13 protein-coding genes are annotated in these 13,064 nt (G+C 62.1%); 2 read left to right on the top strand and 11 right to left on the bottom strand.

Annotated features, from left to right (window positions below):
• Nucleotides 1-45: 45 nt before the first annotated feature.
• From ABTV29_RS20370 to ABTV29_RS20350, 5 genes are all read right to left on the bottom strand, one after another.
• A complete protein-coding gene (locus tag ABTV29_RS20370) occupies nt 46-993 on the bottom strand; it encodes a LysR family transcriptional regulator (protein WP_433766481.1) in 948 nt (315 codons plus the stop codon).
• A gap of 159 nt (nt 994-1,152) precedes the next feature.
• Nucleotides 1,153-2,103: an aldo/keto reductase gene (locus ABTV29_RS20365; protein WP_433766480.1), complete on the bottom strand. Its 951-nt coding sequence runs from the start codon at nt 2,101-2,103 to the stop codon at nt 1,153-1,155.
• Nucleotides 2,104-2,231: 128 nt separating this feature from the next.
• A complete protein-coding gene (locus ABTV29_RS20360; RefSeq protein WP_433766479.1) occupies nt 2,232-3,698 on the bottom strand; it encodes an efflux transporter outer membrane subunit in 1,467 nt (488 codons plus the stop codon).
• An 18-nt stretch (nt 3,699-3,716) separates the two neighbouring features.
• Nucleotides 3,717-5,207, bottom strand: coding sequence for an MFS transporter (locus tag ABTV29_RS20355; RefSeq protein ID WP_433766478.1), 1,491 nt, complete (start codon nt 5,205-5,207; stop codon nt 3,717-3,719).
• Nucleotides 5,208-5,209: 2 nt separating this feature from the next.
• Nucleotides 5,210-6,325: an HlyD family secretion protein gene (locus ABTV29_RS20350; protein WP_433766477.1), complete on the bottom strand. Its 1,116-nt coding sequence runs from the start codon at nt 6,323-6,325 to the stop codon at nt 5,210-5,212.
• A gap of 212 nt (nt 6,326-6,537) precedes the next feature.
• On the opposite strand from ABTV29_RS20350, the gene ABTV29_RS20345 reads away from it, so the two are divergent.
• Nucleotides 6,538-7,164, top strand: coding sequence for a TetR/AcrR family transcriptional regulator (locus ABTV29_RS20345; protein WP_433766476.1), 627 nt, complete (start codon nt 6,538-6,540; stop codon nt 7,162-7,164).
• 4 nt (nt 7,165-7,168) lie between these two features.
• Complete coding sequence (gene mug, locus ABTV29_RS20340; RefSeq protein ID WP_433766475.1) at nt 7,169-7,687, top strand: G/U mismatch-specific DNA glycosylase; 519 nt, start codon at nt 7,169-7,171, stop codon at nt 7,685-7,687.
• On the opposite strand, the gene ABTV29_RS20335 is transcribed toward mug, so the two are convergent.
• The 6 genes from ABTV29_RS20335 to ABTV29_RS20310 all read right to left on the bottom strand — a co-directional run bounded on the left by ABTV29_RS20335 (nt 7,681) and on the right by ABTV29_RS20310 (nt 13,034).
• Nucleotides 7,681-8,202: a cytochrome C gene (locus tag ABTV29_RS20335; RefSeq protein ID WP_433766474.1), complete on the bottom strand. Its 522-nt coding sequence runs from the start codon at nt 8,200-8,202 to the stop codon at nt 7,681-7,683. The two genes, mug and ABTV29_RS20335, sit on opposite strands and share 7 nt — an antisense overlap.
• A 169-nt stretch (nt 8,203-8,371) precedes the next feature.
• Nucleotides 8,372-8,893: a methylamine dehydrogenase light chain gene (locus ABTV29_RS20330; RefSeq protein WP_008062110.1), complete on the bottom strand. Its 522-nt coding sequence runs from the start codon at nt 8,891-8,893 to the stop codon at nt 8,372-8,374.
• Nucleotides 8,894-8,911: 18 nt separating this feature from the next.
• Entirely contained in the window at nt 8,912-9,547 is a 636-nt protein-coding gene (gene mauD, locus ABTV29_RS20325) for a methylamine dehydrogenase accessory protein MauD (protein ID WP_433766473.1), read from the bottom strand.
• 5 nt (nt 9,548-9,552) lie between these two features.
• Nucleotides 9,553-10,092 (bottom strand): MauE/DoxX family redox-associated membrane protein, encoded by a 540-nt coding sequence (locus ABTV29_RS20320; RefSeq protein ID WP_433766472.1) that lies wholly within the window; start codon nt 10,090-10,092, stop codon nt 9,553-9,555.
• A 13-nt stretch (nt 10,093-10,105) separates the two neighbouring features.
• Nucleotides 10,106-11,257, bottom strand: coding sequence for an amine dehydrogenase large subunit (locus tag ABTV29_RS20315; RefSeq protein ID WP_433766471.1), 1,152 nt, complete (start codon nt 11,255-11,257; stop codon nt 10,106-10,108).
• 295 nt (nt 11,258-11,552) lie between these two features.
• On the bottom strand, nt 11,553-13,034 hold the full coding sequence (locus tag ABTV29_RS20310) for a PAS domain S-box protein (protein ID WP_433766470.1): 1,482 nt from the start codon (nt 13,032-13,034) through the stop codon (nt 11,553-11,555).
• Nucleotides 13,035-13,064: the final 30 nt, after the last annotated feature.

The following is a 13,064-nucleotide window of genomic DNA, read 5'->3' as shown; positions in this document are numbered from 1 at the left end:
GCGGACGATGGAGGGTCGACACTCCATCCGGGCGGTGCGTTTCAGTCAGAGGGCTTTTGCGTTTTTGGACGAGCAGACAATTTTTTCATCGCCAGCCAGCAACCCGGGTATGTAGTCCTTCAGGAACTCCAGCCAGGTTTTTATTTTTGCATCGACGAATTTTCGTGAAGGGTAGATGGCGAACAGGCTCAACTCTTCGAATTGATAGTGCGGTAATACCCGCACCAGCGCGCCGGATTTCAGGCCGGCAACGGCGGATGCCACCGGCTGGATGCCGATGCCCATGCCGTGGGTGAGGGCGACCGTCATGGCATCGGCGGTGTTGATTTGAAACGGCGACGCCGGGGTGCTGATGGTCTCGCTGCCATGGGGCCCTTCGAACACCCAATGCTCGGTGGGCATGGGGGTGTTCACGATTCTCAGGCAATCATGTTCGCGAAGCGATGCCGGTGAGTCCGGTATTCCGCGTTTTTTCAGGTACGCGGGCGACGCGCAGAGAATGCTGTAGGTGATGCCCAGCCGCTGGGCGACAAATCCCGAGTCGGGCAGGTCCCGCGCCAGTACGATCGACATGTCGAAACCTTCTTCCAAAAGATCCGGCAGGCGATTGGTCAGGGTCAGGTCGAACTGGACCGAGGGATGGCGCTCGCGGTATTTGGCGATGGCATCGATAACGTAATGAATGCCGATGGCCGACATCGCATGAATCTTCAGGCGGCCCACCGGATTGATCTGCGCCGTTCCCGCTTCTTCCTCCGCTTCGCGCAACTCCTCCAGAATTCTCTCGCAGCGCAATAGATAACGCGTGCCGGCCTCGGTCAATGCCAGGCGCCTTGTGGTGCGGTTGATCAGGCGCGTCTGCAGCCGGCTCTCCAGGCTCGACACGGCCTTGGAGACATTGGTCGTGGTGGTATCCAGCAAGTTGGCCGCTGCCGTGAAGCTGCCGCTCTGGGCCACGGCCATGAAAAATCGCATGGTCTGGAACACATCCATCGTTTTCACCTCTTTGCGGGCGCCGATTCCAACTGTAGGAGCGAGCATGCTCGCGATGGTCGTCAACGATAACGCTTTCTGTCTGAATGATCGCGTTGTCTGGGCGTCCATCGCGAGCAGGCTCGCTCCCACAGGGTATAGGGTTGCAGGGTTACAGGATTACGAGGCAGGCGACATGAACAGGTGAACCCCATTCTCCGCCACCGAGTTGAAGCGGATCCGGGTGCTGATGTCCTGACGGATTTCATGCATCGCCCGGTGAGGCAGGGTCGAGATGTCGATGTTCTGCTGGATATGCCCCAGCGAAGTGGAGTGGGTCAGGAACGCCGTTCCGCGCTGCACCGCCCAGGCCAATGCCACTTGTGCCGGGGTCTTTTGCAGGCGCCGGGCCATTTGGCTCAGCACGGGGTCTTTGGCGATGCCCGGCGCCAGGCCATGGCCGAGGGGCGCATAGGCCTGAAGGACAATGCCGTGCTGCTGGCAGAACTCCAGCAGTTCCCATTGCGGCAGATAAGGGTGTGCTTCCACCTGCACCACGGCCGGTTTGATCCGTGCCACAGCGACCACTTCCTGCAAGGCTTGCAGGGTGATGTTGGACAAGCCGATGGCCTTGCAGCGGCCTTTGTCCACCAGGCGTTCCATGGCCCGCCAGGTGTCGATCAAGGTCACGCCCGAGTCGTATTGGACATGGCCGAAGGCGTCCATGGGGTACTGATCGTCACCCGCGCGAAAGGCGAAGGGCGTGTGGATCAGGTAGCAATCGAGGTAGTCGACCCGGAGCCGTTGGCAACTGGCCTCGAAGGCTGCCAGCACTCGCTCCGGATGGTGGTTGTTGTTCCATAGCTTGCTGCTGATGAACAGCTCTTCACGCTGCGCCTTGCCGCTTTCGATAAAGGCTTTGATCGCATCACCCACCAAGGCTTCATTGCCAAAACGCTCGGCACAATCGAATTGGCGGAAGCCGCTTTGCAGGGCGTGAGTCACAGTCTCGGCGGTGACACCGGGATCTTCGAACAAGGTGCCGAAGCCAACGGCGGGCATCTGCCCCGCACCGTTGTCCAGGGCAAATCGGGTGTCGGCAAGTTCATCAAAAATCGGTTCGTAAGACATGTCTGGATTCCACTCAGGTTCTGAAAAATTCCCTGTAGGAGCGAGCTTGCTCGCGATGGTCGTCAACGATGTCGCTGGATGCCTGACACCCCGCGGTGTTCTCAGGTCCATCGCGAGCAAGCTCGCTCCTACAATGGATGGCGCGTTTCGCGACTGGCCACTTGCTGATCGAACACACCGACCGAATTACCGCCCAACGCCACGTACAACTGCACCGTGTCGAGGTAGCGCGCGGTCTTCACGCGGATATAGCCCAGCAACGCCTGCTGATAGGCACGTTCGGCCTCCAGCACCTGGAGGATGCTGTTTTCGCCTTGGGCGTAGGCCTGCTGGTTCAGGCGCGAGCTGGTCTCGGCCGAGCGCAACGCGTCTTCCTGTGCGTGGAATTCCTCGGCGTCATGGTTGATCGCCTGCAGCGTGTCGGCGACCTGGCCGAACGAACTGATCACCGTCTGCTGGTAGCCGGCGAGCATCGCGTTGTAGCCCTCGACCGCGGCCTGGCGCTGCGCCTTGAGCGTGCCGCCATTGAAGATCGGCCCGGCGATACCGGCGGCGAATCCCCAGAGCGCCGCACCGCCATTGCCGGAAGCGGTCTGGGCCAGGGAGGCCGACAGCGTCACCTTCGGGTAAAGGTTGGCGGTCGCCACGCCCACGGCGGCGCTGGCGATATGCAACTCGGCCTCGGCTTGCTGGATGTCCGGCCGGTTGCGGGCCATCTCCGAGGGCAGGCTGACCGGCACGTTGTTCGGCAGGGTGAATTCGCTCAGGTCGAACTGCGGCGCGATCCAGTCCGCCGGCCCTTTGCCGGTCAGGATCGACAGGGCATGGGTGGCGGCATCACGCTGTTGGGCCAGTGGAGGCAACAGCGTGCGGTCCTGGGCCAGCCGGGTTTCGGCCAGCGATACATCGATCTGCGTGGTGGTGCCATTGATATGCGCCGCGCGCACCAGTTCGAGGTTTTTCGCGTCGTTGGCCAGCAGTTTTTCCACCGCCTTGATTTGCTCGTTGGCCGAGGCCACCAGCAATGCCTGACTGGCCACATCGGCGGTCAGGGTCAGGTACGCCGCGTCGTAGCGACGTTTTTGCAGGTCGGTAAACGCCTGCTGTTCCTCGACCTGGCGCTTGTTGCCGCCGAAGACGTCCAGGTCGAAGCCGACCCGTGGCCCGATGGCATAGAAGTTGGAGATCGAAGGGTCCTTGGCGTTGTGCACCCGCGCACGACCGGCAGTGGCACCGAAGTCGACCTGCGGATACAGCGCACCTTCTGCGGCGGCCACGGAGGAGGCGGCCTGGCGAATGGTCGCATCGGCCGCCACCAGCTCAAGGTTGCCGTCGATGGCCCGGCGCATGACCTGATCGAGCTTGGGCGAACACAGGGCCGACCACCATTGTCCGGTGATGTGCTTGCCGTACTGGATGTGCTGCTCGCCGTTGTGGCCGAGGCTTTGTTCGGCCTGTTGGTCGTAGTGCTGCGAGGTGCTGTCGGCCGGGGCCTTGAAGTCGGGGCCGACGGTGCAGGCGGCGAGGAACACAAACACCGACAGGGCACTGAGTTTGGCAGGGAATGGCGTTTGGAACGAATGACTGGATTTCATTTGGCACACTCCACGAGGCTAGTTGGTCGCAACGGGTTTGCGAAGAAAGAGAACCAGCGGGCTCACCACGAGCATCGCCACCATCAAAATCTTGAACTGGTCGATCACGGCTATGAACGCAGCCTGATGGGTGATCAGGTGGTTCAGTCCTTCCAGCGACGGCAACGCCAGCGAGGCGCCATGGCCCACGCCGTGATAGGGCGTGATGTTGGCGCCCAGCGCCTGGTGCATCGCCTGGGTGTTGTTGAAGAAGTAGATCTGCACGATGGCCACGCCCAGGGTGCTGGCGTACGCCCGCAACAGGTTGTAGAGACCGGTGGCTTCCGGGCGCAACGGCATGGGCAGCGTACTGAACGCCACCTTGGCCAGCGCCGCCATCGACATGCCGATGCCGATACCCTGCAGGGCTCCGGCAATCGCTACCGGCGGCCAGTCCATCAGCGGCGAGTAACCGAGCATCAGCCAGTTGGCGTAGATCACCAGCGATACGCCGATGGCCACGAACAACCGGCGGTCGAAACGCTCCGGCAGACGCACCGTCAGCAGGAACGCTCCCACCATGCCCGCGCCACGGGGCAGGGTCAGGGCACCGGTGGTGTCAGGCGGGTAGCCGAGAATTTCATCGAGCATCGGCGAGGTCAGGGCCATGGTCGACAGCAGCACGAAACCGATGGCGAAGAAGATCAACGTCGACAGCACGTAATTGCGATCGCGCAGCAGGCTCTTGTTGAAGAAGTGCACCTTCCTGGTCAGTACGTGCACGAAGAACCAGTACGAGCCCAGCGCACAGGCAATGGCCTCGATCCAGATTTCCGGCGAGTCGAACCAGTCCATGCGTTCGCCACGGTCGAGCAGCATTTGCAGGCTGATCAGCGCCAGGGTGAAGCTGCCAAAGCCGAAGAAGTCATAAGTTGGTGCCTTGTCGGCTTTCTTCTCGGCCAGCAACAGCGCAATCACCATGAAGATGTAGGCCGCCAACGGCAGGCTGATATAGAAGATCGGCCGCCAGTCGAAATGCTCGGCGATCCAGCCGCCGATGGCCGGGCCCGTGGCGATGCCCAGCAGCACCACTGCGGTCAGGGTCGCGCCAAATTTCATGCGCTTCTCCGGGGCCAGCGTCTCCAGGGCAATCCCCATCGACAGCGGTCCCAGCACACCCGCGGCCAGGCCCTGGATGATACGGGCGCCGATGAATTCCAGCGGCGTCGCCGAAGCCGTACCCAGCAGCAGGCCGAGCATGAAAACCACCAGCGCGACTTGATAAACCCGCTTCAAACCGAAGCGGCCGGCCAGCCACTGGGCAATCGGCAAAGTGATGGCGCTGGCCGCCAGATAGGCGGTGAAAATCCAGCCAGCCTGGTCGTCGGTCATCGACAGTGAGCCCTGGATCAGCCTGAGCACTGCGTTCGGCAGCGGCAGGTTCGCCGACTGCATCCAGGTCGCCAACAGAGCGGCGAACCTGAGCGAGCCTGCGGCACCCGTGCCTGTGGTCGCGGTTTTGGCGTTCATCACTAGTTACCTGCGGTCAACAGCGATTTGAGCGGACTCCACCACGGCGAGCGATGGCCGGTGTCGACTTTCACGGTGGCGCTGGTGCCCGAGAACAGGGGCAGGGCAGGGTCCACGTCATCCAGTTCCAGGCGAACCGGGACCCGCTGCACCACCTTGACCCAGTTGCCGGTGGCGTTTTCCGGCGGCAACACCGAGAAGTCCGAACCGGCGCCCGGGCTCATGCTGGTCACGTGGGCCTTGAATACGCGATCCGGGTAGGTGTCGATGCTGATGGTCGCTTCCTGCCCGGGGCGCATGTGCGTGACCTGGGTTTCGCGGAAGTTGGCTTCGACCCAGATCTCGTGGTCGGAAATCAGCGCAAAGGCCGCCGCGCCGTTGTTGAGGTAGTTGCCTACCTGCAAATCGTCGACCTTGGCGACGATGCCGTCGGCAGGTGCATAAACCGTGGCGTACGACAGGTACAGCTGGGCTTCGTCGAGCTGCGCCTGGGCCTCGCGCACCGTCGGGTGACTGTCGACGTCGATGTTCGGGTTGCCGTTCAAGGCCACCACGGTGCTGGAGATCTGCTGTTCGATCGAATTGATCCGTTGCCGGGAAATCTTCAGGTCGGTTTCCGCACGCTCGTAGATGGCCCGGGACACGAACTCGGTCGCGACCAGCGCTTTCTTGCGGGCGAATTCCTTTTGATCGAAGTCGGCGGACTCCTTTGCCGACTGCAATTCAGCCTGCTGCTGGCGATAGCTGGCCTTCAGGCCATCGATGCGCAGCCGCGCCACGCTGAGCTGGGCCTGGGCCCGGTCGATGGCGATTTGCAGCGGCTTGGGGTCGATGCGGAAAAGCACCTGGCCCTTGTGTACCGACTGGTTGTCCTCAACCGCGATTTCCACCACCTGCCCGGAAATCCGCGCATTGATCGACGCCTTGGCCACCCGGGCGTAGGCGTTGTCGGTGGTGACGAAGGGCTCGCCGGCCACGTATTTGGTGTAGCCGATGACGGCCGCCAGGGCAGGTACGCCGAACATCAGCCATGGGCGCAGTTTTTCCTTGAGCGGCTTTTTGATCCGCTCCGGGTGCTCGAAGGCCTGCGAAGCGGGGATGTCGATTTGTTGGGTCATGATCGAATACACCTCAAAACGAATAATTGCTGTGAGAAAGCAAACCCGTGCGCGGTGGGGAGGGTCGCTCCGCCGCACTCGTTTCGTCGCCGCCATAGCCGTTTTGAGCCGTGCTTCAACAAACGTAAATTCAGGAACTTCTGGTTCCTTAATTTTGTGCGATGGTGTAAGAATATCCCCGCACCCACCCTTCCACAAGGATTTTGTACGACATGGCACAAAATAAAGTTGCAGAAGGCAAAGGCCGCGGCCGGCCCCGCGCCTACGACCCCGAGACAGCGCTGCAGCAAGCGCTTGGTGTGTTCTGGAGCACCGGCTATTCCGGCGCTTCCCTGGACAGCATCGCCACGGCGGCCGGGATGAATCGCCCCAGCCTCTATGCCGCGTTCGGCGACAAGCACGCGCTCTATATCAAGGCGCTGGAGCAATACTGGGCATTTGCCTTCGCCAACATGCAGGCAGCGCTGACGGACAACGACTTGCCTTTGCGCGAGGCCCTGCTGCGTTTCTACGAAGGGCAGTTGTCGATCTACTACTCGGGCGAAGGTGCACCGCGTGGCTGCTTTGCCATCGGCACCGCGACCACCGAGGCCGTCGAGGACCTGGAAATTCGCGCGGTACTGTCAGACCGGCTCAGCCGGCTCGATGCCGATTTGGAAGTGCGTCTGCGCAAGGCCGTCGAATCCGGCGAATTGAAAGACGATGTCGATATCGGGGCACTGGCGGTACTCGCGGCATCGTTGCTGCACAGCATTTCGATCCGTGCACGGGCCGGTAAGCCCCGGGAAGAACTGTCGGAGCTTGTGCGCAATGCCGTCAGCGTGATCTGTGGCGGGTGAGGGGGTGAGTGAAGGGCTTGAAGACATTCTCGCCGAAGGGCTGGCGGTGGTGTTCTGCGGCATCAACCCCGGCATGCTGGCCGCCGCCCAGGGACATCATTTTGCCGGGCGCGGCAACCGCTTCTGGCGCACATTGCACCTGGCCGGGTTTACGCCGCATGAGGTGCGCCCGGAGCAGGATCGCTCGATCCTGCACTACCAGTGCGGCCTGACCGCTGTGGTTGAGCGCCCGACGGCGCGGGCCGACCAGCTGTCGAAACAGGAATTCATTGCCGCGGCGGCGGACTTTGAAAGGAAGATCGCCCGTTATGCGCCACGCTGCGTGGCGTTTCTCGGCAAGGCGGCATATTCGGCGCTGTCGGGGCAGCGGCAGGTGGCGTGGGGACTTCAGCCGAAGACGTTCGGCAATGCCGCGGTGTGGGTGTTGCCCAACCCGAGCGGACGAAATCTCGCGTTCAGCCAGGCGCAGCTGGTGGACGCCTATCGCTCACTCAGGCAGGCGGCGATCGACAACGATCAGTAATTCATCCCGTCGTCGATGGCGATGCCTTGGGCACGCATGGCCTTGATCAGTTCGCCCCGAGTACCGGGCAGGTTGAGCATGGTCTTGGCGCGCAGCGCGGCGACCTCGTCGGCGGTGTAGGGCTGGTAGTGCTCGGGCATGCTCTTGCCCGCCATGCCATCTTCGCGCATCAGCCAATTGAGCAAATCCGCCAGTTGCGCATTGTTCAGCGCCGACTGCGACATGCCCGGTACACGCACCAGAAATTCGCGGCCACCAGGGACTTTCAGGAAATTGCCGACAAAACCCTTCATTCGCGGTGTGTCGTTGGCAGCGGAACCCGAGCCGTCGCCCAGATGGCAGCCGGCGCATTGCAACTGGTAGTTCACCCCCACGCTGTAATTGGCCTGCGCGATGGGTGTTTGCGGCGATTCGTTGCCCGGTGCGTGGTGCTGGTTTGGATTGGGGATGGCTCGGGCATGAGCGAGTGGGGTGGCCAAAACGCAGATGAGGCCGAGGAAGAGCAACCTACGCATATAAACCTCTGCTGGCGATCCTTTGTAGGAGCGAGCTCTGCTCGCGATGGTCGTCAACGATAACGCGCCCCGTCTGAATGACCGCGACGCCCTTGAGTCCATCGCGAGCAGAGCTCGCTCCTACAGAAAAGAAAAAACGCCGGTTGCATGGGCAACCGGCGATAACGCTTTAAACCGCTACGCCGCGAATGATCGAAACGGTGCAGTGGTAGATGTGCGATTTGGCGGCCAGGCACCAGTTCACGTCGTTGTTGTTGAACGGGCGGTAGGCCGGTTCTTCACTGTCGTTGCGGGTGCAGGCGCACTGGGCGCAGCTCTGCTTACCGCAGCAGTCGTTGTACGAAATGATGTAGTCCTTGCCGTCGGCCGGGTTGCGGCAGGTGCCGATCCAGGTCACTTGCGAGGCCTCGGTACCCGGTGGGCAGGAGGTCACCGAGCCGCCGCAGCAGCTGCACAGGAAGCCGTCGATGGAACAGTAGCGCCAGTAGTCGCAGCTGTTCGGATCACCGGGGTCGCCGGCTTTCGGGTCGGTGGCGGCCAGTGCCTTGCTTGTACGGTCCAATGGCAGCAGCACGGGAAGAGCGGCACCGGCAACGATCAGCGAGCCCATGCGCGCCAGCAGTTTGCGGCGCGAAGTGGTGTCGGCAACACGGCGCGAGGAGCGCTCGAACAACAGATCCAGCAGTTTCATGTAGGTCTCCCTGCCTTATCAGTGGCTATGGCCGTGGCTGTGGTCGTGGTTGTGAGGGTTATGCTCTTGCGGCTGAGCATTGAGGTACTGCTGCAAAGTGGCGTGTTTCAGGTGTTCCACTTCGAACAGGCTGTCCAGGTGCTCGCGGGAGTTCACCAGGCCCTTGGCGCGCAGGGTGCCGGACTTGTCGATCAGGGCGGCGTAAGGCAGCTTGCCGATCTGGTAGGTCATGCCCACTTCCGGACCGACCACGTAGGTGGCGTCTTCCAGTTTGTGTTCGCGGATCAGCGCTTGCTGGGCGTCCATGTCGCCGTCGCTGACAAACACCACGTCAAGGGTATTGGCTTGTTCCTTGGCGATGGATTTGATCGCCGGCAGCAGGGATTTGCAGATCGGGCAGGTCGGCGAGAGGAAGAACAGCAGTTGCGATTTCTCGCCGGCATAACCGAAGTTCACCGGGCGGCCATTGCGGTCGGCAGCGGTCACTTGCGGTGCGGCTTCGTTGACGGCCACGCCTTTGTCCATCATCAGCGCGCCAGCCGGAGCCAGACGACCGTGCAGTACGCCAATCTGGCGCACCAGGCCCATGACGACGAACGCCACGGCCACCAGCAATACCCAGAGCAGAACGTTGGAAACTATCAAGCCTTCCATTTTGATTACCTACCAATCAATTTGAGCAGAAGAGGGGAGTTCGCCGCCAGGCCGTCGGCCGCGGCGTAGATGAGCAGCGCGACGGCGGCGGAGGCCAGGGTCACGAAGGCATCGAACGCATTCATGTCGCGGGCGACCGGTGCCAGGCTGGCCACCAGAGCCAGCCCGACCAGCACGCTGTTGCGCAGCAGCAGGACCGGGCGCAGCGGTTGCGCCTGGTCAGGGCCGGCACAGCCACAGTCGATGTCGCGACGACCGCGCCACAGGTTGATGCCGATGGCGGCGGCGTACAGCGCCAGCAGGCTGGCGGCGCTCAACGCTGCCCAGTGCCGGCTGACCGGTACCAGCAAGGCGAAGGCAATGGCCAGTTCCAGCAACGGAACCAGTCGGGCGACCGGGCGCACCAGCGCATCGGGCAGCAACTGATAGTCGCCAAGCTGTTTGCGAAAGCGCGCCGGCGCCCGGACCTTGTGGGTCGCGGCGCTGGCCAGCAGCACCGCGATGGCGATGGCGCTGGCAATGATGAAGATCGGATCTGATTGCATGGCCGAATCTCGTTTAGTAGCTCATGACTTGAGTCGCGGTTTTTGCGACCTTGGCCATGGCGCCAGTGTGTTGGTTGGTCTTGAGATCGAAGATCTGCAAGCCGCCCTCGACGTCAGCACCCAGCAGCAACGGTTTGTCGTCGCCGGTGGCCTGCATGCTCCAGATTGGAGCCGGGGCTTCCAGGGTGGCGATTTTCTTGCCGGTCTTCAGGTCGAAGGCCCAGATCAAGGTGCTCGGGTCTTCCCACTTCATCGCTTCGTGAGCGTCATGCATCAGCACGTACAAGCGGTTCAGCTTCGGCGCGACCGCCATCAGCTGCCAGCCGCCCGGCGCCCAACCGGCCTTCTTCTCTTCGTCGGTCACCAGAGACCAGCTCGGCAGGATCTTCGGCGCGTCGCCACTGAAATCCACGGCGCGCACGGTGCCGGTGGTGGTGGTGAAGTAGTAGGTGTCGCCGACGTTGACCGCGCGCTCCACCAGTTTTTCCGCATTCGGATCAAAGAACGGCGTGCGGCTGCGCGCGGTTTCCTTGCCCTCGTCGTTGAGCGTCACCACCTGCAGGCTGCCGTCGCCGCACAGCGAGGCGAACTTGCGCTTGCCGATCGGGTAGTTGAGCACGCAACCGGGAATCGCGATTTCCGTGGTGACGGCTTTGCTCTGGGTATCGACCACGGTCACCGAAGTCGACGGGGTGAAGTTGTAGATGTAGACGAAACGGTCATCGCCGCTGGTCTTCAGGCCGTAGCGCTGGGTCAGCGATTCGGCGCGCTTGTTCGGGATCAGCACTTCCCAGGCCGGCGACAGGGTCGAAGTGTCCCAGGCAGTCAGCACGTCGGTACGGGTGCCACGGGTACCGCGGGAGTACCAGATGTCGGCGGCGTAGATGGTCTTTTTGTCATGGCTCAGGGCCGAAGGCGCGGCAAAACCGGTCGGCACCATGCCCAGCACGCGTTTCTGGTCCGGGTCGACCACGGTGACACGGCCGGCGACGAAGCTTTCGAACTCGACATCCACGACAAAGGCGCGGTGCGGTTCGGCCGGGAATGCCAGGGTGGTCTGGCCGATACCGGTGTCGGCGGGCAAATCCGCACGGGCACTGTTCAAACCGAGTACAAGCAGGCTCAGGCCTAGCGCTGACTGTACGGAGATCCTGTTTGTTCGCATAAGGGGAACTTCCTGAATTGTTGGTAACGCGGATCGCGGGTGAGTGGGCAGATTTTGACCATTGAATAGTGCCTCGCCCGGCAATCGGGGGAATTGCGCTGCCTGCCAAGTGTTTGTGTATCTGTGCCAGTGTCATCGACACGCCACAAAACCGGGGTAGGCGTTCCCCTGTGGCGAGGGAGCTTGCTCCCGCTGGGCTGCGAAGCAGCCCCAAGATGGTGCTGACACTGAAGAGTTCTGCGATTGCTGCGCAATCGAGCGGGAGCAAGCTCCCTCGCCACGGGTTTTGTGTGCGTCAGGCGGGAGTGGCGAGGGGAAGGGAGAAGGTGAATACCGCGCCACAAGGCTCCAGGTTCTGCGCCCAGATATCCCCGCGATGGCGGCCGATGATGTTTTTGCACAGCGCCAGGCCAATGCCGTTGCCGCTGACTTTGGACGAAAAAAAGCCGTCGAAGAGTTTTTCCTGGGCCTGGGCCTGGATGCCGCGTCCGCGGTCTTCGATGCGCACCAGCGCCATGCCGTTGTCGGCGCTGGCATGGATGCGCAGCACGCGGCGCTCGATGGGCAGGTCGGCCATTTCTTCGATGGCGTTGAAGGCCAGGTTGAGGATCACCTGGCCAATCAGCACTTTCTCGCAGCTCACCAGTAACGGCCCCGGGGCTGTGATGACTTCCACCTTCACCAGGCTCGGATCGGCCCGCAGGCTGATGAAATACCGGGTCTCGCCCAGCAGCTCGTTGAGGTCGATCAGCTCTTCGCTCTGCTCCAGCTTGACCACGTAGTCGCGCACGCTCTTGATGATCACCGAGGCGTGCTCGATCTGCCGCACCGCGCTCTGCAAACCCCAGGTGACACCCTCGTCGGCGCCTCCCGCGTTGCCCAGGCGTATCAGCGTGCCTTCGATGAAATTGCGCGTAGCGGCCAGGGGCTGGCTCAACTCGTGGGCGATGGCCACGGCCATTTCGCCCATGGCGTTGTAGCGCGCCAGGTATTCGAGTTTCTGTTCGCTGACCCGCCGTGCCTCTTCTGCCTGCACCTGCTCGGTGACATCGCGAAACAGCAGCAGATGCCCCACCAGGTCGTCTTCGATTTCGATAAAGCGGCAGGTCGCATCGTGCCAGCGCCATTCGCCGTCACGCCGCTGTACTTTGTAATGCACGCTGAACGGTAGGTGCTCGGGCGTTTCGGTGGACAGCTGTTGCAGCAGGCGTTGACGTGAAGCCTCGTCGCACCAGTCGAGGAAATTCTTGCCAATCAGTTGGTGTTCTTCGCTGTTGAGCAGATGCGCACCGGACTCGCTGACAAAGCGAATCTCACCCTTGGGCCCCAATACCGCGACGCCTTCGGCCAGGTCTTGCATGAATGCCTTGAGCCGGCTTTCGAAACGCTTGAGGTCGCGCTTGACCTTGTCCTCCTTGGAAATGTCGCGGAACTGCACCATCAGCACATCGCGACCTTGCAGGTGCACCAGCGTCGCCACGGCTTCCGAGAGAATTTCCACCCCCTGCTTGGAGCGGTAGCACCATTCGATGGCGCGCTGGCCCTCGCGCGCGGCGCCTTCCAGCCAGCGCAAACCCACCGAGCGCCGGTACTTGGGCGCATCGCGGGTCATGTCCGGGGCCTTGAGCGGCGTCAGTTCTTCAAGGGTAAAGCCCAGCGCCGACAGGGCCGCGGCATTGGCCCAGAGAATCTCCTTGCTGTGGGCATCGTGAAGAATGATGCACAGCGGCATGGCTTCGATCAGCGTGAAAAAGTCGTTCTGTTCAGGCAAGTACATCGCGCAGCCCTTGGCGGCAGGGGGTGGGGA

This window comes from Pseudomonas putida, from assembly GCF_050989985.1.
In the GTDB taxonomy this organism is placed as follows: Bacteria; Pseudomonadota; Gammaproteobacteria; order Pseudomonadales; family Pseudomonadaceae; genus Aquipseudomonas; species Aquipseudomonas putida_AI.
This window is presented reverse-complemented; position numbering and strand designations above follow the sequence as displayed.